This window comes from Rhodococcus sp. GXMU-t2271, assembly GCF_041414735.1.
GTDB classification, from domain to species: Bacteria; Actinomycetota; Actinomycetes; order Mycobacteriales; family Mycobacteriaceae; genus Rhodococcus; species Rhodococcus indonesiensis.
Genome location: NZ_JAUIZP010000002.1, coordinates 145,127 through 167,089, shown reverse-complemented (window position 1 = coordinate 167,089; position 21,963 = coordinate 145,127). Strand labels below are relative to the sequence as shown.

20 protein-coding genes and 1 pseudogene are annotated in these 21,963 nt (G+C 67.5%); 6 read left to right on the top strand and 15 right to left on the bottom strand.

From position 1 onward, the window contains the following. Positions 1–179 precede the first annotated feature (179 nt). The 3 genes from QYS60_RS02000 to QYS60_RS01990 all read left to right on the top strand — a co-directional run bounded on the left by QYS60_RS02000 (position 180) and on the right by QYS60_RS01990 (position 3,383). Entirely contained in the window at positions 180–1,544 is a 1,365-nt protein-coding gene (locus tag QYS60_RS02000; protein ID WP_371382283.1) for an MFS transporter, read from the top strand. A gap of 219 nt (positions 1,545–1,763) precedes the next feature. Beyond that, positions 1,764–2,543, top strand: a complete 780-nt coding sequence (locus tag QYS60_RS01995) for a hypothetical protein (RefSeq protein WP_371382282.1) — start codon at positions 1,764–1,766, stop codon at positions 2,541–2,543. A 393-nt stretch (positions 2,544–2,936) separates the two neighbouring features. Next, entirely contained in the window at positions 2,937–3,383 is a 447-nt protein-coding gene (locus QYS60_RS01990) for a hypothetical protein (protein WP_371382281.1), read from the top strand. A gap of 158 nt (positions 3,384–3,541) precedes the next feature. On the opposite strand, the gene QYS60_RS01985 is transcribed toward QYS60_RS01990, so the two are convergent. After that, on the bottom strand, positions 3,542–4,024 hold the full coding sequence (locus tag QYS60_RS01985; RefSeq protein ID WP_371382279.1) for a hypothetical protein: 483 nt from the start codon (positions 4,022–4,024) through the stop codon (positions 3,542–3,544). 277 nt (positions 4,025–4,301) lie between these two features. Here QYS60_RS01985 and QYS60_RS01980 point away from each other — a divergent pair, with 277 nt between their 5' ends. Then, positions 4,302–5,249: an intradiol ring-cleavage dioxygenase gene (locus QYS60_RS01980; protein ID WP_371382278.1), complete on the top strand. Its 948-nt coding sequence runs from the start codon at positions 4,302–4,304 to the stop codon at positions 5,247–5,249. A gap of 13 nt (positions 5,250–5,262) precedes the next feature. On the opposite strand, the gene QYS60_RS01975 is transcribed toward QYS60_RS01980, so the two are convergent. From QYS60_RS01975 to QYS60_RS01965, 3 genes are all read right to left on the bottom strand, one after another. Then, entirely contained in the window at positions 5,263–6,645 is a 1,383-nt protein-coding gene (locus tag QYS60_RS01975; RefSeq protein WP_371382277.1) for an NAD-dependent succinate-semialdehyde dehydrogenase, read from the bottom strand. 84 nt (positions 6,646–6,729) lie between these two features. Next, positions 6,730–8,352, bottom strand: a complete 1,623-nt coding sequence (locus QYS60_RS01970; protein ID WP_371382275.1) for a flavin-containing monooxygenase — start codon at positions 8,350–8,352, stop codon at positions 6,730–6,732. A 42-nt stretch (positions 8,353–8,394) separates the two neighbouring features. Continuing rightward, positions 8,395–9,330: an alpha/beta hydrolase gene (locus QYS60_RS01965; protein ID WP_371382274.1), complete on the bottom strand. Its 936-nt coding sequence runs from the start codon at positions 9,328–9,330 to the stop codon at positions 8,395–8,397. Between the two features lie 291 nt (positions 9,331–9,621). Between QYS60_RS01965 and QYS60_RS01960 the strand changes: the two genes are divergently transcribed. Together QYS60_RS01960 and QYS60_RS01955 are read left to right on the top strand one after the other, a co-directional pair. Continuing rightward, positions 9,622–10,680, top strand: a complete 1,059-nt coding sequence (locus QYS60_RS01960; protein ID WP_371382273.1) for an alcohol dehydrogenase — start codon at positions 9,622–9,624, stop codon at positions 10,678–10,680. Between the two features lie 16 nt (positions 10,681–10,696). Then, positions 10,697–12,517: a sigma-54-dependent Fis family transcriptional regulator gene (locus tag QYS60_RS01955; protein ID WP_371382272.1), complete on the top strand. Its 1,821-nt coding sequence runs from the start codon at positions 10,697–10,699 to the stop codon at positions 12,515–12,517. Positions 12,518–12,683: 166 nt separating this feature from the next. On the opposite strand, the gene QYS60_RS01950 is transcribed toward QYS60_RS01955, so the two are convergent. The 11 genes and pseudogenes from QYS60_RS01950 to QYS60_RS01900 all read right to left on the bottom strand — a co-directional run bounded on the left by QYS60_RS01950 (position 12,684) and on the right by QYS60_RS01900 (position 21,863). Then, complete coding sequence (locus QYS60_RS01950; protein WP_371382271.1) at positions 12,684–13,475, bottom strand: NAD(P)-binding domain-containing protein; 792 nt, start codon at positions 13,473–13,475, stop codon at positions 12,684–12,686. 85 nt (positions 13,476–13,560) lie between these two features. Then, positions 13,561–14,004 carry a carboxymuconolactone decarboxylase family protein gene (locus tag QYS60_RS01945; RefSeq protein ID WP_371382270.1) on the bottom strand — a complete coding sequence of 148 codons (444 nt, stop codon included), beginning with the start codon at positions 14,002–14,004 and terminating at the stop codon, positions 13,561–13,563. Positions 14,005–14,136: 132 nt separating this feature from the next. Next, entirely contained in the window at positions 14,137–14,583 is a 447-nt protein-coding gene (locus QYS60_RS01940; RefSeq protein ID WP_371382269.1) for a universal stress protein, read from the bottom strand. A gap of 64 nt (positions 14,584–14,647) precedes the next feature. After that, entirely contained in the window at positions 14,648–16,018 is a 1,371-nt protein-coding gene (locus QYS60_RS01935) for an MFS transporter (protein ID WP_371382304.1), read from the bottom strand. A gap of 1 nt (position 16,019) precedes the next feature. Continuing rightward, positions 16,020–16,283 carry a hypothetical protein gene (locus QYS60_RS01930; protein ID WP_371382268.1) on the bottom strand — a complete coding sequence of 88 codons (264 nt, stop codon included), beginning with the start codon at positions 16,281–16,283 and terminating at the stop codon, positions 16,020–16,022. 434 nt (positions 16,284–16,717) lie between these two features. Beyond that, positions 16,718–17,623, bottom strand: coding sequence for an alpha/beta fold hydrolase (locus QYS60_RS01925; RefSeq protein ID WP_371382267.1), 906 nt, complete (start codon positions 17,621–17,623; stop codon positions 16,718–16,720). A 38-nt stretch (positions 17,624–17,661) separates the two neighbouring features. Next, the gene (locus QYS60_RS01920; protein WP_371382266.1) at positions 17,662–19,164 is read right to left on the bottom strand and encodes a long-chain fatty acid--CoA ligase; all 1,503 of its coding nucleotides are present in this window, start codon (positions 19,162–19,164) and stop codon (positions 17,662–17,664) included. Then, positions 19,161–19,943: an alpha/beta fold hydrolase gene (locus QYS60_RS01915; RefSeq protein ID WP_371382265.1), complete on the bottom strand. Its 783-nt coding sequence runs from the start codon at positions 19,941–19,943 to the stop codon at positions 19,161–19,163. The genes QYS60_RS01920 and QYS60_RS01915 overlap by 4 nt, the downstream gene beginning before the upstream one ends. Beyond that, complete coding sequence (locus QYS60_RS01910) at positions 19,940–20,479, bottom strand: N-acetyltransferase family protein (protein WP_371382264.1); 540 nt, start codon at positions 20,477–20,479, stop codon at positions 19,940–19,942. Before QYS60_RS01910 ends, QYS60_RS01915 begins: the two co-directional genes overlap by 4 nt. Positions 20,480–21,093: 614 nt before the next feature. After that, positions 21,094–21,468 (bottom strand): annotated as a pseudogene (locus QYS60_RS01905) (alpha/beta fold hydrolase); the annotation flags it as partial. A gap of 86 nt (positions 21,469–21,554) precedes the next feature. Continuing rightward, positions 21,555–21,863 (bottom strand): hypothetical protein, encoded by a 309-nt coding sequence (locus QYS60_RS01900; RefSeq protein ID WP_371382263.1) that lies wholly within the window; start codon positions 21,861–21,863, stop codon positions 21,555–21,557. Between the last annotated feature and the right edge of the window lie 100 nt (positions 21,864–21,963).

The following is a 21,963-nucleotide window of genomic DNA, read 5'->3' as shown; positions in this document are numbered from 1 at the left end:
CTCGTCACAGTAAGCTGAGTGCAACACGGGACGGTGTACGACTTCGACACCTCGTGACGATCGGCCGGAATGCGCCGCCCTTCCGTCGGGCCACCGACGACGAACGCGAGCCCGATGCCGATCGGATTACCAGACGACCGGGCCACCGATCGAGGATCGGGACGAGCCGAGGAGGATGCATGGCGACCATTCGAACCCCCAGTCCGACTGCCACGACATCGGACGTGAACCCGCCCGGGTACACCCGTCGACGCGCCCTCGCCGTCCTCGTGATGATCGTCTTCTTCATGATCATCAACTTCGGCGACAAGGCCGTCCTCGGTCTCGCGGCGGTGCCGATCATGAGCGAGTTCCGAATCGACCGCAGCATGTTCGGACTGATCGCCAGCTCGTTCTACCTGCTCTACAGCATCGCCGGCATCGTCGTCGGTTTCGTCTCCGCCCGCGTCTCGAGCCGGCTCCTGCTGTTCTCGATGGCCATGATGTGGACCGTCGCCCAGATTCCGGTGCTGCTCGTCGCCACCGTCCCGGCGCTGGTGGCGGGCCGGGTCCTCCTCGGCGCTGCGGAGGGCCCGGCCACGCCCATGTCCATGCACGCCCTGTACAAGTGGTTCCCGCCGCACAAGCGCGGGTTGCCGTCGGCCCTGCAGATCAGTGGTGCAGCCCTGGGAGTCCTCATCGCCGCCCCCCTCCTGACATGGCTCATCAGTGATCACGGTTGGCGGGCCGCGTTCATCGCACTGGCCGTCGTGAGCGGGTTGTGGGGCATCGCCTGGCTCGCGATCGGCAAGGACGGACCGTTCGACCGGGACACTCGGCACGGGCACGGCGCTGCGACCGGGAAGTCGGGTGCGGCGGGCAATCCGAAGATCTGGAAGATCCTGGTGAGCGGCACGTTCCTCGGCAGCGCGGCGAGCGCATTCGGCGGACACTGGGCCATGGCGGTCAACTCCGCATGGCTCCCCGAATACCTGCACACCACAATGCAATTCGGGCCCGGAGATGTCGCCGGTGTGATCAGCGCGATCTCCGGCACGAGCCTGTTGCTGCTGCTCACCATCTCCCCGCTGTCCGACCTGCTCCTACGTAAAGGGCTGTCGGTGCGCTGGGCGCACGGGGCATTGCAGGGCATCGCCGTGACGATCGCCGGGATCGCGATGGTGCTCGTCCCGTTCGCGGACGGGTCCGCGATCCGGCTCGTACTCATCGTAATCGCGTTCAGCGGCTCGGCCGTCGCATTCCCGCTCCACTACATGACGGCGGCTGCGGTCGTGCCGTCGGCCAAGCGCGGCGCCGTCTTCGGCATCCTCGCCGCCACCGGCACCCTCCCCGGCCTCGTCGCCCCGTACGTGACCGGCCGGATCGTCGACGGCGGAGCGACGGTCGTGGCGGGATACGGCACCGCGTTCACCCTCGCCGCCGTCGTCATGATTGCGTGCGGCGTGTATGCCGTCGCAGCCATTCGTCCCGCCCACGATGCGCATCGGCTGTCCCGAGTCGGGACGACCGGCACCGCGGACGACACCACGGCCGGCCCGGCGTGACCGCACACCGCGGCAGCTAAGCGGCCCGCGCCTGCGCACGCCTCCGCTCTCGGAACTCCCCTGGACTCGCAGCCTGACCGATCCCACCGACGTGCGCCGGTACCTGAGCGCGTTCTCGACCCCGCTCGCGGCGTGCTTCGATCTCCAACCTCGTCGCTCATTCCTTCGGATCCTCCGGATACTTCCTCGGCGCTCCCATGAATCTCGCCCTTCCGTGTGATGAGACCCGCCACCAGAAGCGAGGCACATCACTGGTATCCGGTGCTCGGCTACGCCGTGACGGTGGAACCGCCGCTACGAAGGCTCGCGTCCACCCTCACCGGCCGGCGTTCCCACCACGCCGAGCCGAAACAGCTCGTGCTCGCCCGCGAAGCCCTTCAACGGGTACCTGCCGGCTCCGCGGCCACCGCCGCACTGTCCAGGCGGCGCATCCCCGCACCGTCGACGAGCACCTCGTCCGGTCCGGCGACCGAGGCGATACGGCTGGACCGGCTGAGCGGTCGCCCGATCCAGTCGCCGGCACTGCGCACCGCCGTGCCCCACGCGATCCCGGCGTGCAACGGCGGCAGACCCTGCCCGTTGCGCGGCCGCAAGGAGCTCTATCGCTACCGTGGCCAGAGCCGTCGGGTCGGCCGACAGCAGCATCACCGCATCCCCGACCGTCTTGACGAACCGCACCGGCGGGGCCACCACATCCGTGGTCAGCACATCGAGCCGATCGGCCAACGCCCCCGGCTCGCTGGGGGACAGCTGCTCCCCCAGCGTCGTGAACCCGACCGGATCGGCGAAACACGCCGCGACCTGCCGGGCCTCGGGATCAGGGTGGTTCATCGCCTGCGCGTGGATCTGCTGCCGCAGATACTGCCGCAGCCGGGTGATGACGGCGCGAGCGAGCAACCGGGACTGAAACTCGGCGAACCGGCGTATCTCATGGGCCTGGCGCAGCGCCCGCTCGGGATGCTCGGGGTCGGCGGCGCGCTGCGACGCCGCACTCGGTAGCGGGAATCGAACTCGACGGCAGACCCGATTCGTACAGAGGTCGGCACGGTCGGGACGCCGACCTCTTGCCGACCGGAACCGGTGGGCCGGGTCCGGACATTGCGCGCGCACAGCGGTGAGACGTTGCCTGCGTTCCCGGGCAGGCCGGGCACCGGGTCAGCCTCGAACGCACGGTCGTCACGCGCCCACCTGAGGATCGTCGAACGGCACACTGGCGCGACACCGCGCGAGCACCAAGGGGCCGGTCCCCGTGCCGGCGCCACCCAAGGTCTTCACTTTCACGCCGACGACTGGCCGTCGCCGTCACCCCGACGACCCGATCCATCCAGAACAACAGCCCACACTGACTACTGTGAACCCGAGCACCTCGTCAGCCGACAGAGGAGAACACTCATGCGCACCTTCGTCCATCTGGTCCTATTCGCGTGTGCCATCGCGGTAGCGGTCGGGGCCTTCCTTCCCCTCGTCGGCGGAATACAGCCGAGCGATGTCGCGCTGGTGGATCTGCGCGACGGCTTCCCCGCCGAGTTCACCTTCGAGCAAGTCGAGACTCAGGCCGTGCGGTTCTACCAGTCGATGACGGCCTTGCTGTTGCTGGCCGCGATCCTGCTGCTGATCGCTGCGCTGGTGGGGTCACGCGCGGTCGGGTGGCTCGGCGTGATCGTCGGGACCGGCACCACCGCCGTGTTGCTGTGGCGACTCGACGACAGTTTCGGGGACTTCGTCCGCGACAACTACGCCGAATTACTCACCGATCGCTGGGGGCTGTATCTCGTCGGCGGCGGTCTCCTGCTCGCTCTGCTGGCCCTGCTGGTGCCGAAGGAACGGTCGACGGTGTGAAGCCGACGGTGCGAAGTTCGGGGCCTTCGACGGTAGAAGTCAGCTCCTCGGCCCGTAGCCACTTCCGAGCTCCCGGCAGTCGACAGGGTTCCCTGACACATCTTCCTGTCAGGCCGGCCCGACAGCTTCCGGAACAGGCCTGACACCTCTCCGAGGGGTCACCCCCGGCGGCGCCGACGTGCCGCGGAGGAGTCCGCCCAATGCTCCCACGCGGCCTGCCGCGTCATTCCCACCAACTCCGCCACCTGCGCCCAGGACGCCCCCTCGGCGCGCAGACGCCGCACCCCGTCGTCCAGCACCTCGGTCACCCCCTGCTGCCGGGCCGCCAACCGGTCGAGCTGTTCGAGCGAATCGAGCACCGCCGCCGTCGCCGACACCTCGTAGATGTGCCGTACCCATTGCTCCTCGAGCCTGTCCACCGTCCGGGAGCTCGGACGCGGTGCCGATCCCGCACCGATCCGCACCACCGTCTCACCCAGCCAGGGACAGTGCAGGCACTTCGCCCGCCACGCGTGCGCCCCGCCTCCGATACCGTCGGCACTCGGCACCTCCCGCCCGGCCGCGTCCTCGCACCGGATCGTGCCGATATACGGCCCCTCCCCGGGGATCAGCAGCTCCCACTCCGGCAACGGTCTCGCCATCCCGTCAGGCTCCGCTCACCCGGTCGCGCCGTCAACCACCCGGCCATCGAAAGTCGAGTCGATCGGTGAGAGGAAGGCGCGGTCGACGCCCTCGCCTGCTCTCGGATCGGAGCGCATCTCGAGGCGATGGAGCCGTCAGCTGCTCGGTGACCCTCGGCCCGGCGATCGCTGCACTCGTCCCCGCTCCGGTCCCAGCAGGTTCACAGCTCGAGCCCACCATTTCCCCAGCATCGCTTCGTAGCGTGAACTCGACCGAATGAACGGAGAGGACACCGGTATGAGTTCACGGCACACCCCCGACGGCGCCGAGCCGCACGAGCACGACCTCGGGCTGGGGCACGACCTGAAGACGATGCTGTCGCGCCGCCGGATGCTCGCGGTCTTCGGCGCGGCCAGCACCGCCGCCCTCGCCGCATGCTCGACGGGTGGGTCCACGTCCACCTCGGCGTCCGCGTCGGCCACCACCCCGGTGAGCACGACCACCGCTGCGAGCGAGTGCGTGGCCGCCGCCCCGCAGGAGACCGCCGGCCCGTACCCCGGCGACGGATCCAACGGACCCAACGTCCTGATCGAATCGGGAATCGTGCGGCGCGACATCACCACCAGCTTCGGCAGCTACACCGGCACCGCCGCGGGCGTGCCGACGACCGTCACGCTGCACCTGCAGGATCTGACCGCCGACTGCGCCGCCGGTGCGGGCATGGCGGTCTACCTGTGGCACTGCGACCGCGACGGCAACTACTCGCTCTACAGCGAGGGTGTCACCGATCAGAACTACCTGCGCGGCGTGCAGGTGGCTGGGGCCGACGGCACCGTCTCGTTCACGTCGATCTTCCCGGCCTGCTACTCGGGCCGCTGGCCACACATCCACTTCGAGGTCTACGACTCCCTCGAGGTCGCCGTCGCCGGTGACAACGCCCGGCTCACTTCGCAGATCGCGTTGCCGCAGGACGTGTGCGAGACGGTGTACGCGCAGGCCGAAGGCTATTCGCAGAGCACCCGCAACCTCGCACAGATCAGTCTCGACTCCGACAACGTCTTCGGAGACGGCTGGGACGCCGAACTCGCCGCCGTGACGGGCAGCGTCGACGCCGGCTATGCCGTCGACATCACGATCGGTGTCGCCGAGAAGTCGGCGAACGTCCAGTCCGACGTACCCCCGCAGGGCGGGATGGGGGCAAGCCCGGGAGGCGGCCGTCCGGCAGGTCCGCCGCCCGGGCAGTGACGGGCGCGCCCGGCTACTTCTTCCCCCCGGGGTTTCTCACGAGCTTCTTGTTCGCGAACTCGTCGAAGCCGAATCGGGCCAGCTCGCGTCCGACACCGGAGCGCTTGACGCCGCCGAACGGCAGGTCCGGCGAACTCTTGCTGGTGCTGTTGATCCACACCATGCCGGTCTCGAGCTCCTCGGCCACGCGGTCGGCCTTCTGCGGGTCCGACGTGAACACGCTGGACGAGAGACCGAAGGGTGAATCGTTGGCCGCCTCGATCGCCTCGTCGAGAGAACCGACGCGGTGCACGACCGCCACCGGGCCGAACAGCTCCTCGTAGTAGGCGCGCATGTCGGGAGTGACACCGACCAGGACCGTGGGCGGATAGTAGGCACCCTTCTCGTCCCGCGGGTCGCCACCGGTCAGAACCTCGGCGCCGCGCGAGACGGCATCCTGCACCAGCTCGTCCAGTTCGTCGACCGCCGAGCGCGACGACAACGGTCCGAGCTTCGTCTCGGGGCTGGCCGGGTCGCTGGGCTGCCACGCGTTCATCCCGTCGAGGAACTTGCGTACGAACTCGTCGTACACCGGTTCCTCCACGAGGAAGCGCTTGGACGCCGTGCAGGCCTGTCCACCGTTACCGAGCCGGCCGACGACCGCGGCGGCGGCCGCCGCGTCGACATCGGCGTCGCCGAGCACGATGAACGGGTCCGAACCTCCGAGTTCCAGCACACACTTCTTCATGTGCCGTCCGGCGACCTCACCGACGGCGGACCCGGCCTTCTCGGATCCGGTGAGCGACACACCCTGGACGCGCGGATCCGCAACGGCCGCAGCTACCTGGGCGGAGGAGATGAACGCGTTGAGGTACACCCCGTCGGGCAACCCGGCCTCGGTCAGGACCCGCTCGATCGCGAGCGCGGACTGCGGGCAGTTCCGCGCGTGCTTGAGGATGATCGTGTTTCCCAGGGCGATGTTCGGAGCGGCGAAGCGGGCCACCTGGTAGTAGGGGTAGTTCCAGGGCATGACCCCGACGAGCGGTCCGATCGCCTCGGTGCGCACGACCGCGGTACCCGATCCGGCGATCTCGAGGGGCTCATCCGCCATGAACTCCTCCGCGTGGTCCGCGTAGTACTGATAGATCGAAGCCACGAGCGCCACTTCGCCCTTGGCCTGGGTGATGGGCTTGCCCATTTCCAGGGTGAGCAGCTCGGCCAGCTCGTCGGCCCGCTCGCGGTGGATCTCAGCGGCCCGGGCGAGAACCGCCCGTCGCTGTTCCAACGGCGTCGTGCGCCAGGAGCGGTACGCCGCGGCGCTGCGCCCGATGAGCTCGTCCAACTCGGCATCCGAGATCTCCGGGTACTGTGCGACCTCTTCCCCGGTGGCCGGATCGGTGGTGGTGTACACACCCATGGGGTTCTCCTGTCAGATAGTGGAGGACGGCCGGCGTCAACGGTCTCGATGACGCCCGGCCGTCCTGGGCTGAGGGACGTGGCGTCAGACCGTGACCATCTCGGCGGACTTCACGTCGAAGCCCCGGTATCCGTCGGCCGCGACCTCGGCGAGGACAGCACGGTAGTTGCGCAGACCGCCCAGGTAGAACAGTACGCTCGGCTTCTTGCCCGGGATGTTCGCGCCGAAGATCCACGAATCGCCCTTGGTGAACAGCGTGGCGTTCGCGATCGCGGTGCAGGTCTCGGTCCATTCGGCCTCGGCCTCCGGCGTGGGCTCGATGGCCCGCACACCGTTGCGCTCGGCGTACCCGATCGTGTCGCTGATCCACTCGACCTGGGTCTCGATGCTCGGGGGCAGGTTCGTGAACGGGCCGTTGGGGCCCAGCACCATGAACCAGTTGGGGAAGTTCGCCGTGGAGACGCCCAGGTAGCTGGTCGGCTGGCCGTCCCAGTGGTCGTTGATGTGCAGGCCGTCCCGGCCGCGGATCTCGATGCGCCGGTAGTTGCCGTCCACCGCGTCGAAGCCGGTGGCGAAGACGAGCACGTCCAGCTCGTGCAGGACGCCGTCCTCGGTCACCACGCCCTTCGCGGTGACCTCGCGGATGGGGTTCTCCTTGATGGCGACGGCTTCCACGTTCGGCCGGTTGTACACCTCGTAGTAGCCGCTGTCGCACAGCGGACGCTTGGCGAACAGACCCGTCGGCATCAGCTTGCGAGCGGTCTCCGGGTCCTCGATGATCTCGGCGACCTTGGCGCGGATGAACGACGCGGCAGCTTCGTTGGCGGCCTCGTCGGTGGCGATGTCACCGAAGGTGCCGAACATGAAACGGAATCCGCCGCCGTGGTCCCAGGCCTCCTGGAAGATCCGGTTGCGCTCCTCCTCCGAGACGGACATGGCCGGCAGGGTGGACTCCTCGAAGCCGAAGGCCACCGCGGAGTTCTTGGCCTGCTCCCAGATTCGGTCGTAGTCGGCCTTGATCGCGTCGATCTGCTCCGGGGTCACGGGACGGTTGCCGACCGGTACGGAGTACTGCGGGGTCCGGACGAAGACGGTGAGGTGCTCGACCTCCGGGGCCAGCGCCGTGATGACCTGCTGGCCGGTGGAACCGGTACCGATGACGCCGACGCGGCGCCCGGCGAGGCTCTTGCCCTCGGGCCAGGCTGCGGTGTGGATGGTCTCACCTTCGAACGTGTCCAGGCCGGGCAGGTTCGGGAAGTTGATGGCGGAGAGCAGCCCGACGGCGTTGACGACGTAGGTCGCCCGGTAGACGTCGCCGCCGTCGGTGGTGACCTCCCAGAGGTTCTCGTCGTCGAGATAGATCGCCGAGGTGACCTCGGTGCCGAACCGGAAGTGGCGGCGCAGGTCGAAGCGGTCGACGACGTCCTCGAGATACTCCAGGATCTCGGGCTGGGTGACGTACGTGTTCTTCCAGGTGCCGTCCTGCAGCAGGTCGCGGTCGAAGGAGAAGCGGTAGAGGTGGCTTTCCGTGTCGGAGAGGGCGCCCGGGTAGCGGTTCCAGTACCAGGTGCCGCCGGGGCCGTCTGCCTTGTCGAATCCGACGGTGGTCAGGCCGAGTTCGTGGTGCAGCTTGTGGACGGCGTAGATGCCGCCGAATCCGGCGCCGATGACGACGGCGTCGACGGTGGGGATGGTCTGTGCGGTCATGGTGAATCCTTCAGGCGTTCAGGTGGGAGAGAAGAGTCGGGGTTACTTCTGGTACCAGGCGGCAAGCTTCGCGAACTCGTCGTCGACGAGGGCGGAGCGCCCGGCCAGGAACGGGTACACGTGCTGCTGGCCCTCACCGAGGGACAAGGTGACGTCGACACCGGCCGCCGCGGCGAGCTTCTCCAAGCGGGTGGCGTTGTCGAGGAGCGACTCGACGCTGCCGGCCGTGATGTACAGCCGGGGGAACCCGGTGAAGTCGGCGTGCAGTGGGTTCGCCAGCGGGGTCTTCGGATCGATCGTGTCCCCGAGGACGCCGGCGATCATGCCTTCGAGCAGTTCCGGGGTGATGAGGGCATCGGTGTCGTTGTTGGTGGCGAGGGTCTCGCCCTTGTTCTCCATGTCGAGCCACGGGGAGAAGGCGATGACACTGCCCGGGCCCTGCTTGCCCTGCCCCCGGAGCGCCAGCGCGATGGCGACGGCGAGGTTTCCGCCGGCGGAATCACCGATCGTGGTGATGTCCTGCGGGGCGATGCCGTTCGCGACGAGCGCGTCGAACGCGGCCACACCGTCCTCGATCTGGGCAGGGTGCTGGAACTCGGGGGCGCGGCGGTAGTCCAGCACGAAACTGACGGCGCCGAGGGCCTTGGCGACGTGGCCGGCGAGCTTGCGATGGCTGGCGGCCGAGCCGACGGCGAATCCGCCGCCGTGCGTGTACAGAAGCACCTTGGACTCGTCCGCACCCTGGGGCAGGCACCAGATGCCCGGGACTCCACCGACGGTGTCCTCGCGGTAGGTCACGTCCTCCGGCTCGACGGTCGGCTGGTGCCACTCGTCGAAGAGAGCGCGCAGCAGGCGGATGGTCAGCTCCGGCGTCGTGGCCATGATCTCGGACCAGTCGGCGTAGAGGTCGCGCAGCACATCCTGGCCCGCGGCGCCGGCGGGAGCGGTGCTGGACTTTTCGGAGATGTCGGTGGTCATGGGTCGTCCTTCGGTGATGTCGAACCGGCTCGGGGATGATCGGTGCCGCGTCCGGGCTGTGTCTCCTTCGGGTGCGACCACCTTGGTGTGATGGTCGCCACGGCTTCTGCATTTACGGTAGGAGGGTGTTCCAGCCCACAGCTGTTCCAATGTGAAACAGTCGGCGCCGTCGCGGATTGATACCTTCGAGCCACCCAATCGGTGTCGGATTCGGTATTGGATGCTTCTCACCGAGTTGGTCATGATGAAGGGATCCCTGATCGCCACACACTCGAACGGAGCGCTGTCCCGATGCGTGTATTCGCCGTCCAGCCCGAGGACACCACCATCCACGACCTGCAGGTTCCGACCCCGAGCCCCGAAGGCCGCGAGGTGCTACTGCGGGTCGTGCGGGCCGGTGTCTGCCATACCGACACCCATCTGCGTGCCGGCGGGTACGACCTGGGCAGCCGTGGAATGATGAGCATGAAAGAGCGCGGCATCGAATATCCGATGGTGCTCGGCCACGAGGTGGTCGGGGTCGTCGAGAAGGTGGGCGACGGCGTCGAATCGGTCCAGGTGGGCGACATCCGGCTGATCTACCCGTGGATCGGGTGCGGCGAATGTCGGCAGTGCCGTGCAGGCCACGACAACCGTTGTGCCGCAGGAAAAAACCTGGGTGTAGCCCGCCACGGCGGCTACGCCGAGAACATCCTCGTGCCCGACGAGAAGTACCTCGTGGACATCGACGGCCTCGACCCGAGCTGGGCCGCCACCCTGGCCTGCTCCGGCCTCACCGCATACAGCGCCGTGGACAAGGTGCTCCCGCTCGAGCCGGACGAGCCCGTCGTCGTGTTCGGCGCAGGGGGACTCGGCCTCACCGCCATCGCGATCCTTCGTTCGCGGGGCCATCGCAACATCTGTGCCGTCGATGTCGCCGAACGGAACCTCGCCCTGGCCAGGGACATGGGTGCGTCGAGTACGGTCCTCTCCGGGACCGGCAGCGGGGCCGACGACATCCGCGGTGCGGCCGGTGGGCCGGCCGGCGCGGTGATCGACTTCGTCAACAACGGCGCGACAGCCACGACGGCGTTCGAGGTGCTGGCCAAGGCAGGAATCATGATCCAGGTCGGTCTCTTCGGCGGCGAGGTCACCCTCCCGACCGCACTGCTGGCCCTGCGCATGATCCGCATCGAGGGCAGCTTCGTAGGAACCCTTGTCCAGATGCAGGACCTGGTGCGGTTGGCGCAACGCGGGGAACTCCCCCACATCCCTGTCGTCGAACGGTCGCTGTCGGCTGCCGCGGTGTCGCAGGCCCTGGACGACCTGACCGCCGGCGGCGTTGCTGGACGTATCGTCCTGACGGCTTGACAATGGAGTGATGCCGGTGGATGGACCACGTCGCGAGGACGAGGTGCGGATCGCTCGCGAACGGCTGCTCGAACAGGGCCTGGTTCGGGCGTCCGTGCCCGCCTCCCTCGTCGCGAAGGAGATCGAGCAGAGCTGGAGACGCTCGGTCTCCCACCGCGTCGATCCCGGGGCCGAGCCCCATGTCCTCGGGGAGTTCGACCCGGACAGCGCCATCCTGCGCGCCGCGGGGCGGGTCCTCGACCAGTGGCAGACCAACCTCACGGACTCGCGGATGACTCTGTTCCTGGCCGACGAAGAGGGGCGGATCGTGTCCCGCCGCATCGTCGACGCCCAGGACGGGCGGCTGCTGGACCGAGCCAATGCCGCGGAAGGGTTCAACTTCTCCGAACGCACTCTGGGCACGAACGGGCTCGGCACCCCTATCGAGGCGCGCGGCGTCGTATTCGTCCGCGGCAACGAGCATTTCAACGACGCCCTCGCCCAGCTGGCATGCGCGGGCGCACCGATCAAGCACCCCATCACCGGCCGGATCGTCGGTTCGCTCTCCCTCGCCTCCCATGTCGACGTCGCCAGCCCGCTGATGGTCGCCATGGTCCGCCAGGCCGGGCACGAGATCGCCGAGGCGCTCGAGCACATGGCCGATTCCCGGGACCTCGAACTGGCGCGCGCCTACCGTCTTTTCCGCTCGTCCCGCCGCCCGGTCCTGGTCATGAACTCGGAAACCGTCATGACGGATCTGCCCTCCCTCGCCCACCTCGACGCAGAGTCCCATGCCGTCCTGTGGGAGAAGCTACGCCTCCACCGCTGGGACGGAGATTCACTGAAACTCGAGCTGCCCATGCTCGGCACCGAGGCCATGGTGCGCCGCCTCGGCCGCGGCGGTCAGGACGCCATCTTCGCGCTGGAGTTCCTGACGCCGGCCGGTGCCGCGCCGTCCGAACTGGACGCCGTGGTCTCCGAAACGGGCAGTGGGACCGTGCCTCTCCTCCGGGCCGGCGCGGCCTCTCCTCGGCCTCAGCAATCCCCGTACGAGGTTGTCCAACGGCAGCTGACCACTGCCGCCGCCGCCAACGGACTCGTGCGCGTGGTCGGAGCCCCCGGCGTGGGCAAGCGCCACCAGGCCTCGAAGTGGCTGCGACAACGCACCGGACAGGAGCCCGAGCTCTTCACCGTCCGCGACCTTGCCTCGGACGGCACGTTCTGGGCCGACGGTGACACCGCGTTGCGCGAGGGGCGCGGGATCGTCATCGCCGGAGATGGAAGCCTCTCCGACGAACTGCGCAGGCGCCTCGAGGACTTCGCGCGGCTTCCGCGCCCCGGTGTCGATCGGGGTGCCCGGGTCGTTCTCACCGAACGCACCGACGACACGGGCAGCCCCCCAGACGGTGCCGACGCCGCCTCCGCAGCGGTACGCGTTCCCTCCCTCGCGGAGCTTCGGGGCGAGCTGCCGGCTGTCGTGCGTGAGGTCGCTGCCGAGCGCTACCCGGGCGCGCCGGCACCGCGGTTCTCCCCCGCCGCGCTCCAATGCCTGTTGGCCTGGCCTTGGCCGGGCAACGTAGCCGAGCTGACCCGGCTCCTCACCGACCTGCCACAGGTGGCCCGCGGCGGCCTGATCCAGACCCAGGACCTGCCGGCCACGATGCGCCAGACGCGCAGGCCCTCCCTGAGCCGCTACGAGCAGGCCGAGCGCGAGGCGATCGAAGGCGCGCTGCGGGAAGCCGGGGGGAACAGGTCCCGCGCGGCGGAGATCCTGGGAATCGGCCGCACGACGCTCTACCGCAAGATGCGGTCCCTGAAGATCGATACCGACGAACGAATGATCGCTCCCGGTCCATGACCTCTTCCCCGGCCGCCACGGCCGGGGAAGCACCCCCTACGCGTCCGAGACCGACGGCGGGCAGCCCGGGGCGCCGTCAACCTTGCCGGAATCGGTCGAGCCGTTCCGTGATCGGCGGTTGTCGTCAATCCGAATGAATCTGCAGCGCAACGACTCCCCGTCACTCTCACTCGTGTTCGGAATCGGAGCCCAACAGCGTACGCGCCTGCAAGATTGCCTGCTCGACGTCGTCGTCGAGATCTGCGGCGGGTAGTGAACCGAGTTCGCCGCGGAGCAGACCCACGTCCTTCAGCAGCAGGTCGTACTGAACGTCGATGAGGTTGTCACCCATCCAGCTCTGTCCGGTCGACACGCCGATCACTTCGAAGAGGTCCTTGGCCGGCACGCCGTGTTCGGCTGCGAGATTCAGCATCCGTGCGGTGGCCGCCAGGTTGTAGGTGGCCAGGGCGTTGTTGAGGAGTTTCACCAGAGCGGGCTGGCCGTAGGACTCCATCCGGAAGGCACGGCCCGAGATGTCGGCCAGCAGCGCGTTCTCGGCGTCGGTGGGGGCGGGTCCGGCAAGGAAGACGGTCATCGAGCCGTGGCGTGCGCCCTGGGGGCCACCGGACACGGGGGCCTCGAACACGCGCCAGTTGTCCGGAGCCGAGGACAGGATCTTGCGTGCGTCCGCAGGTGCGAGCGTGGTGTGGACGAAGACGGTCAGCGGCTGCGTTGTGTGGGCCTGCAGGGCCTCGAACACGGACAAGACCTGGTCGGCCAGCCGCACCGCAACGTGGACACTGTCGATGGACGGCCAATCGACAGCCGCCAGGTCGCTGCCGGCTGGCGACGCGGTTTCCTCCGACCACTCGCGGAGGCGATCCTGGTTGAAGTCGTAGCCGTACACCTTCCGGCCCAGCTCGGCGAGATGTGCGCCGATGTTTCCCCCGATGGGTCCGAGTCCGATTACGAGATGCATTCTTGCGTTCCTTGAAGTGTGGTGGCGAGAGAGAGAATGCCGCGCCGCATGGCGAGTCATCGAGATGCCGGCGAGGCAACGAACATCACGAGGATGCCGGGGCGGGCTGATCGTCCGCTTCCGCGTGGGCCTCCGGAGCGATACCCCGTTCCGTCATGACCTCCTTGAGGAGGGTCAGACCGTTGAGTACGCGCGGGAACCCGATGTAGGGGATGCATTGAATCAGGGCGCCGACGATCTTCTCCTTGGTCAGGCCCACGTTGAAGCCGACATTGATGTGCAGCTTCAACTGCGGGTCGATGCCCAGGGCGACCAGCGTGGAGATGGTCACGAGCGTCTGTTCCTGCTGGGTCAGGCTGGTGCGGGAGTAGATGTCCCCGAAGGCGAAGGAGACGATGTAGTCGGACAGGTCCGGGTCCAGAGTCTTGTAGGACTCCACGAGTTTGACGTGGTCGAAGGTGCCGGAGTGCTCGGTGGAGACGAGTTCCATCATGCGGTCGAGGCCGCGCTGGTAACGATCTGTGGCCATGGGGGTTTCCTCTCGAGAGGGTCGAAGGTGGTGATTGCTCGGCAGAGCGTGGAACATCCCTTCCTGGATGCCGAGCGTGCCGAATTCGCGGGGGTCGCTCCCGCTCGGAACGACATGTGCGGGCAACCGTGCTTACGCAGGTTGTGGTGGTCTGGCCAGCAGGACCGAGCATTCCGGATGCCGCCGTATCACTTGTTCGGCGACCGTGGACCCACGGTGATACTGATAGCCGAGGACGATGATGTCCGCCGGTAGTTCGTGTGCTCGCTGCAGAATGATGTCCGGGATGTCGTGTTCCGTGGCGTTGACGAGTTCTCCGTGGACTGCGACTCCCGCTGCGGCGAGCAGGTCGACAGCGTCCTGCACTACTCTCTGTTCGTCAGTGGGAACGTCGTCCTCGCCCTCGAGTACACCGAGCCCAGCACCGGCGTTGATGTCGTAGGCGACCACGTGACCGCGCGCGAAGTGCAACAGGTGGACGGTCCCACCGGTCATCTTCGCGAACTGGATCGTTCGTTGCAGAGAATCATCGGGCGAGTCCGGCGCTGCATCGATGGCTACCAGGATTCGTTCGTACATCGCCGTCTCCACGCCTTCCGAGGTTGCCGACTCGAACCAGTGCATCACGTTTCCGGGGCCGGTACTACGTAGTCGGGGAAGCCGTCGTCGCCCCGGCCCCGACCGGCACTGCCGGTTCGACGGGCGTCGAGTGAACCTCTGTCGCGCGATGAACTCTCGGGACCGCCAACGTCAGAACGACACCCAGAAGGGCGAAGCCGGCCAGGACATAGAAGACTGCGTTCACCCCGAGTCCGGCCGCCAGGAACAGGCCGCCCAGCAGCGGGCCGCTGACACCGCCCAGCCGGCCAAAGCCCGCGGCCCACGCGACCGCCGCACCCCGCATCTTGGTGGGGAAGTAGTTCGCCACCAATCCGTAGATCAGGATCGAGGTTCCCGTGGTGCCGAAGCCGACGATGGCAACGAAGAGCAGGCGCACCGGCAACGGCACGTCCAATGTCAGCAATGCAATGAACGACGAACCAATCAGGAAGCCCATGGCCACAACAGGTTTGGGTCCGAACCGGTCGGCGAACCGGGATCCGCCGAGCGCACCCAGGATTGCGCCCCCGCTCAGCACGAGAAGGAAGGCGAGCGAGCCTTTGGTATTGAACCCCACCTGTTCCATCAATACCGGCAACCAGGTGTTGAGGTAGTAGTTGAGGAACTGGGCGAGGGCGCTCATCAAACCCACCAGCACCGTCGAGAGCAGGAAACCGCGGCTGATCAGGCCGGCGAATCCCACCCGTTCGGCCTTCTCCGATTCCGGGACGCTGTCGGGCATCGGCACACCGGTGCGCTCGGAGATCGACCGAGCCTCCTCGATCCGGCCCCGCGCAACCAACCACGGCACCGACTCGGGCATCTTCAGAATCGCCAACGGCAGCAGCGTCAGGATGGGCAGTGCCCCGATCATGAACAGTCCGCGCCAGCCGATGGCATCCAGCAGCAGGATGGCGAGCAGAGCGCCCAGCAGGCTCCCCAGCGGCACGCCGGAGTAGCTGATGGCACTGCAGAGGTTCTTCTTTCCCGGCGGGGCGTATTCGGTGACCAGGGTACCGGTGGTGGCGATCAGGGCGCCGATACCGAGGCCGGTGAGGAACCGCATGATTCCGAAGGTCGTGGTACTGCTCATCAGCGCGGTGACGAACATACCGATGGAGAACCACGCGTAGGAAAGAAGCATGACCTTGCGGCGGCCGAGGATGTCACCGAAGGCTCCGGCGAGCAGGGCACCGAACATCATTCCCAGTAGGGCGTAGCTGCCCAGGGTCCCCGCGACCGCGGGCGTGACTTCCCCGAGATGGCTCGGGTCGTTCAGGAAGGTCGACAGCACCGCGCCGTATACGACGAGGTCGTAACCGTCGAAGATCATGCCGACGGTGGCGAGGGATACGACCCACATCACCGTTCGTCTGCGTCGTGCGTCCTGGTCGGGCGTTATGGTCGAATTCATCTCAGATCTCTCCTTCGAACTGCGTGCCGGAGGCACGAGGCAAAAGCTCAGCTTCGTGGCGGGACCGGTACGCGGCGAGCGTCTGCTTCACCTCGGCCGGCACCGTGGCGAACTCGCGCACCATCCTCGGCCGCCGATCGACGATGGCGACGACGTCCAGTTCCTCCCCGTTGCGCAGCTTGGGCAGCGCGTAGATTCCGCCGAATCCGGCTCCGACGACGAGGGCGTCGAGGTCGCGGATCTGGTCGTGGATGAGTCCATCCATGGCCTGTTCCCCTTCGATGACGCGAACCCGCATGTGGCGTGGTTCATGTTCTGTCCACAATGGTGAGATGCGCGACTGCCGTCCGAGCGTTCCAATATGGAACACTCCGGCGAACTGGAGTTCGACAAACGCCCGAAACGGGCGAATCGACGGCATGGGAGCGGCAGGGAACCGGGGACGGGACCGCGATTCCGGACGGCCCGTCGGCGTCGACGGGGAAGGCGCGGTTGCCGGGGACAGCCTGTGAGCGCCCCGCCTCGATCGGCATGAGTCGGCCCGGCGCAGTTCTCTGCTGCCGGGCCGGCCACTACCCGTCACGGACGGGCCTGTCGATCGAGAAATGTTATTCTAGAAGATTTTTCGTGCCCACCGATTCGATCCCGAGCGCCTCGGGGGCTCACAATTGGTAATCGTGCGGTTCCGCCCGCGGGCCGTCAGGCGCGAGTCGCGCGGCCGGCCTCGGCGGCTCGGGCGTGAGCGACGATCTCCTCGATCAGCTGGGGCCACAGGGGCTGGGGCAGGTTGTGGCCCATTCCCGGAACCACGACCAGACGGGCGCCCGGGACCGCGTCGGCCGTCGCCAGACCACCTTCCACCTGTACCAGCGGATCGTCCTCGCCGTGGATCACCAGCGTCGGGACCGTCAACTCGCGTAGTCCCGGTGTGCGGTCCGGGGAGACCACAATCGCCGCGTACTGCCGCGCCACGCCGGCTGGATTGTTGCCTCGCGCGAAGGCGCGTTGCGCGACGTCGGCGACGCGAGGCTCGTCGAGCGGGTACCCGGGTGAGCCGATCACCCGATACACCGTCAGGGAGCGTTCCGCGGCGGTGTCCGGGTCGGTCGGCGGCGGCAGGAACAACACCGCCTGCGCCTCGGGCCGCGCCTGTCCCACCTGACGCGAGGGGGTGGACATGACGGAGGTCAGGCTCCGGACCCGGTGTCCGTAGTGGATCGCGAGCTGCTGCGCGATCATGCCGCCCATCGAAGCGCCGACGATGTGCGCGGACTCGAGGCTCAGCGCGTCGAGCAGCCCAGCGGTGTCCTCGGCCATGTCCGCCAGCGTGTACGGCGGCGCCGCCGCGGCCTCCCCGCGAAGCAGGGCCCCCAGGTTCGGAATCCCGCCCTCGTGGAGGTGGGAGGACAGCCCGATGTCGCGGTTGTCGAACCGGATCACATGGAAGCCGTGGTCGGCGAGTCGGTCGCAGAACCGTTCGTCCCAGCCGAGCATTTGGGTGGCGAGCCCCGCGATGAGCAGCAGAGGTGGGTTTCCGGGGTCTCCGAAGGCCTCGTACGCCAGTTCCAGTTCGCCGACGGCCACCCGCTGGGTTCGATCAGCCACGGGTGTTCCTCACGAGGTCGGTACGACGGCCAGGCCGGTCACGCCGATGGCTGTTCGAGAAGGTGGGCGGGGATGCCGATTTCGCGTTTGAGGATCTTCCCGGTGGCGCCCTTGGGCAGCTTGTCGGCAAGCCAGACGTGGCGCGGGTACTTGTACGCGGCGACCCGGCTCTTGACGTATTGGCGAAGCTCTTCGGGAGTTGCCTCCGCACCGGGTCGCAAGGTGATCGCGGCGGCAACCTCCTCGCCGTAGGTGGAATGAGGCACTCCGATGACGGCGACTTCGCGCACTGCGGGATGTTCGTAGAGCACTTCTTCGATTTCGCGGGGGTAGACGTTGTAGCCGCCCCGGATGATGATGTCCTTCTTGCGGTCGACGATGAAGTAGAAGCCGTCCTTGTCGCGACTGCCCATGTCTCCCGTATGGAACCAGCCGTCGACTATCGCGGCGGCTGTTGCTTCGGGCTGTTTCCAGTAGCCCTTCATGACGTTGTGTCCGCGGATCACGATTTCACCCACCTCGCCGGGCGGGGTTTCGGTGCCGTCCCGAGCGACCAGCTTCAGTTCGACACCGTCGATCGGCACTCCGATCGACCCGGGCTTGGTATGCCCGATCCGGTTGAACGTGGCAGTCGGCGATGTCTCGGACAGGCCGTAGCCCTCGAGAATCGGTGCGCCGAAGGCTCCCTGGAATCCGTTCAGGACTTCGATCGGCAACGCCGCGCCACCCGAGATGCAGATCCGCAGACTGGAGGTGTCCGCCTCCGACAAGTCGGTGTGCAGCAGGGAAACGTACATCGTGGGGACGCCCTCGAAGACGGTCACCCGGTGACGCTCGATGAGCCGCACGACCGCTGCGGCTTCGAATCGCGGCACCAGCGACACGCACGCGCCGGCCGCAAGGGAGGCGTTCAGCGCGTTGCTCTGCCCGAACGCGTGGAAGAACGGGAGGCAGCCCAGCACCACGTCCTCCTTACGGATGTCGAGCATGTCGACGAAGGTGGTGGCGTTGCGGTACATGTTCGAGTGGGTGAGCTGTGCGCCCTTCGGCGCGCCGGTCGTGCCCGAGGTGTAGAGGAGGACCGCCGTGTCGTCGTCGGCCCGGGCGGTCACCTCCGGCAGGCGCGGCCAGTGGGCAGCGCCGGCGAGGGTGTCGTCGTCGATGACCACGACGTCGGTGCCGGTCTCTGCGGCCGCGGCCTGCGCCTCGGCTGCGATAGTGGTCCCGACCAGAGCCAGAGCGGCACCGGAATCGCGAAGGGCGTGCTCGATCTCGCGGGCCTTGAGGAGCGGATTCATCGGCACGACCGTCGCGCCGGCGCGCAACACACCGTAGTAGAGAACGGGGAACGCCACGACGTTCGGCAGGGCGATCCCGACCCGGTCGCCCGGTCGGATTCCGCGGGCCTGCAACCACCCTGCCGCGCGTGCGGTCAGTTCGTCGACTTCTGCGTAGGTGACGACGAGGTCGTCGAGACGGATTGCCGGCCGGTCGGGATGGCGGCACGCGGACTCGGTCAGGAGGTGGGCGAGGTTGGTCATGATCGGCTTTCGGATGCTGGGTAGGCCATTCGGAGGAGAGCGGGCGGTTGGAACGGGGTCCATCGATCCGGAGGCTGGGCGAGCCGGTCCGCGACCGCCCAGAGTGTCGCCGGGTTGCCGGTGATGCCGAAGTGACTGGCAAGCACGGCGATGTTCTCGGCGCGGGGCGAGGGCTCGTCCAGGCAAGCTCGCCAGGCAAGGATCCCGTCGAGCTTGGAGTAGATCGACGTCGCGGGCACCGGAAGTGGCCCTGCACCGCGTTCGAGCGGCAGGTCCAACGGCTCGATGTGCTCGTGGGAGTTGCGATGGAACAGGCGGTTGGCGCGGCTCTGTTCGTGCCGGGCGAGCCGGATCGGGCTGCCCAAGGTGATGACCTGCCGAACCGCTTGCGGAGTGCGGCGGGCGAGTTTGCGCGCAAAGATGCCGCCGAGACTCCACCCGATGAGCGTGACCGGCTGCTGATAGCGGTTGGTCAAGTAGTCGAGCCGCGCCTGCATGCCGTGCACCGCCTTGCTCGTGGGGCCGATGTTGCGGCCGAGCTGCCACCCGTACGTCTTGTATCCGAGCACCTTGAGCACAGTCCGCAGTGTGTAGGTCGAGGCATCGCTGGTGTTCAGTCCGGGGAGCACGAGAACGGGGTGTTCGTCGCCGCGAGGAAGGGTGGCCAGCAGCGGTGCAGAGTAGGCCAGGAGCGCATAGTCGACGGCCCCGCGCGCGGGGTCGGTGAAATAGAGCAGGCGGCCCGGCGCCGTGTGGCCTCGTTGCGTCGTTCCGGTCATAGGGTGTTGTCCTCGAGGCCGAGTTCGGCACTGACTCCGATGGTGTCGATGGACGACCAGGTGGCGTCGACGAAGTGGGCGAGCATGACCAGGTCGCGCAGGTTGCCCTCGCGGTCGCGGATGTGGTCGCGCAGCAGCGCCTCGCCCGTGAAGCCGAGCGAACCGAACATCGCCACCGAGTGCTCCTGGTCTGCGGCGAGCTCGACGACGACTTTGCGGCGGCCCGCGCGGATCGCGTCGGTGAGTGCGTGGCGGGCCAGCGCGCGGCCGATGCCGAGGCGTCGATGAGCCGAGTCGACGACGAGTCGCAATTCGCCGACGTGGTCGGACCAGCTGGGCAGCGGGCGCACCGCGGCGAATCCCACGACGGCGCCGTCGTCGAGCGCGACCCAGTGTGCCGGGCGGTCCGCCCAGCCGCGGACGGTGTCCGGCTCGGTGACATCCTCCCTCATCAGGGTCAGGTCCTCGGCGGGCAACCGGGCGAAGAACTCGATCAGGGCGTCGGTGTGGTCCCGGCCCAATGCGGCGATGTTCATTCCTGTATCTCACTTCGCTGGATGAGGAACTCGATGATCGTGGGGATGGTGGTCTTGGCGGCGGTTCGGCCGACGAGCAGCCCGACGTGCCCACCCTCGAGGCGCAACTCGTGTTTGTCAGGCGAGCCGATCATGTCGAGCAGCGGTCCTGCGGACGCTTCCGGCACGATGTGGTCACGGGTGCCCAGCACGGTCAGGAACGGCACTGTGATGTCGGCGAGGTGAACGCGGTCGCCACCGACCACCAGGGTGTCGTTGACGATGGCGTTGTCGCGGGTCATCTCCGCGAGCTGCCGGGCGACACCGCCGGGCAGCGGAATGTGGTCGGTGGCCCATCCGATCATCGCCTGGTGCGCCGCGACATAGTCGTCGCTCCACATTCGTTCCCACAGGTCGACGTACTGGGTGATCTGCGCGGTGGGTTTCAGGACTTGGAAGCCCTGGTAGACGACCTGCGGCGGGACATTACCGTTCTCGTCGAGCACCTTGTCGATATCCAGTCCGCCGCCACCGATCACGCTGGTCAGCGGTCCCAGTTGCTGCAGGTCGACCGGGGTCGTCATGACGGTCAGGCTGCGCAACGGCGCGTCGAGATGGTGGGCCGCATACAGCAGGGACAGGACGCTGCCGAAACAGTAGCCGAGCATATTGATCTGTTCGGTGCCGGCGATCTGCCGCACGCGGTCGACCGCGGCGGGTAGATAGTCGTCGACATAGTCGTCCAACCGGTTGGCTGCGTCGCGTTCGTCGGGAACTCCCCAATCCAGCAGGTAGACATCGAATCCCGCTGCAAGGAGCCGTTCCACGAAGCTGTTGCCCGGTTGCAGATCCAGAATGTAGCTGCGGGAGAACAGGCTGAACACGATCAACAGTGGCGGCGACACTCGCACATCGTCGTTGCGGTAGTGCCACAACTCGCACCGGCCGTGGCGCCACACCACGTCCTTCGGGGTCTTACCGACCTCAGGCCGTGCGACGCCCGCTGCCATCCGAATTCCGTTGCGCGCCCTGAGCGCAGTGCGTTCCACTTCTCGGCGCACCCGGTCGACGATATTCTCCGAGGCTGGTGTGGTCGTCACCGTCGATCACTCTCCGAGGGGTTGTCTCTGCGCTGTTCGAGTTGCAGCGACAGTCGCCGCACATCCCGGTCCAGCGCCCCGATCTGTTGGCGAAGCCGCTGCAGATCCGTTCCTGCCGGCAGATTCACCAGGTGCCACACTCGTGCCGCGACGCCGTTCATACCGTTGCCCACGGCGCGACGGACACCGAAGATCGTGGCGGATACCGTCGCGAACACACCGCTGTGCACCAGAGCCTCGGCCCGGGGCGCCACCACACGGTCTGCGGCGTCGATGGGCTTTCGCCATATCGGCTTTCCTGTCATCGGTCCAGCCTGCTGCGCATGAGAGTTCCTCTTTCCGGCCGCCTCGCAGCACCGATCGACGTGACGAGGATCCAGCTTGTTCGAGTGGGAGAATTCCGCG

Coding starts and splice junctions, on each gene's coding strand:
- QYS60_RS01985 (WP_371382279.1), bottom strand. CDS start 4,024: ATGGCGAGACCGTTGCCGGAGTGGGAGCTGCTGATCCCCGGGGAGGGG.
- QYS60_RS01945 (WP_371382270.1), bottom strand. CDS start 14,004: ATGGCCACAGATCGTTACCAGCGCGGCCTCGACCGCATGATGGAACTC.
- QYS60_RS01975 (WP_371382277.1), bottom strand. CDS start 6,645: ATGGGTGTGTACACCACCACCGATCCGGCCACCGGGGAAGAGGTCGCA.
- QYS60_RS01920 (WP_371382266.1), bottom strand. CDS start 19,164: ATGACCAACCTCGCCCACCTCCTGACCGAGTCCGCGTGCCGCCATCCC.
- QYS60_RS01990 (WP_371382281.1), top strand. CDS start 2,937: ATGCGCACCTTCGTCCATCTGGTCCTATTCGCGTGTGCCATCGCGGTA.
- QYS60_RS01950 (WP_371382271.1), bottom strand. CDS start 13,475: ATGCATCTCGTAATCGGACTCGGACCCATCGGGGGAAACATCGGCGCA.
- QYS60_RS01930 (WP_371382268.1), bottom strand. CDS start 16,283: ATGGATGGACTCATCCACGACCAGATCCGCGACCTCGACGCCCTCGTC.
- QYS60_RS01935 (WP_371382304.1), bottom strand. CDS start 16,018: ATGAATTCGACCATAACGCCCGACCAGGACGCACGACGCAGACGAACG.
- QYS60_RS01995 (WP_371382282.1), top strand. CDS start 1,764: ATGAGACCCGCCACCAGAAGCGAGGCACATCACTGGTATCCGGTGCTC.
- QYS60_RS01910 (WP_371382264.1), bottom strand. CDS start 20,479: ATGAACATCGCCGCATTGGGCCGGGACCACACCGACGCCCTGATCGAG.
- QYS60_RS02000 (WP_371382283.1), top strand. CDS start 180: ATGGCGACCATTCGAACCCCCAGTCCGACTGCCACGACATCGGACGTG.
- QYS60_RS01980 (WP_371382278.1), top strand. CDS start 4,302: ATGAGTTCACGGCACACCCCCGACGGCGCCGAGCCGCACGAGCACGAC.
- QYS60_RS01900 (WP_371382263.1), bottom strand. CDS start 21,863: ATGACAGGAAAGCCGATATGGCGAAAGCCCATCGACGCCGCAGACCGT.
- QYS60_RS01970 (WP_371382275.1), bottom strand. CDS start 8,352: ATGACCGCACAGACCATCCCCACCGTCGACGCCGTCGTCATCGGCGCC.
- QYS60_RS01960 (WP_371382273.1), top strand. CDS start 9,622: ATGCGTGTATTCGCCGTCCAGCCCGAGGACACCACCATCCACGACCTG.
- QYS60_RS01965 (WP_371382274.1), bottom strand. CDS start 9,330: ATGACCACCGACATCTCCGAAAAGTCCAGCACCGCTCCCGCCGGCGCC.
- QYS60_RS01915 (WP_371382265.1), bottom strand. CDS start 19,943: ATGACCGGAACGACGCAACGAGGCCACACGGCGCCGGGCCGCCTGCTC.
- QYS60_RS01940 (WP_371382269.1), bottom strand. CDS start 14,583: ATGTACGAACGAATCCTGGTAGCCATCGATGCAGCGCCGGACTCGCCC.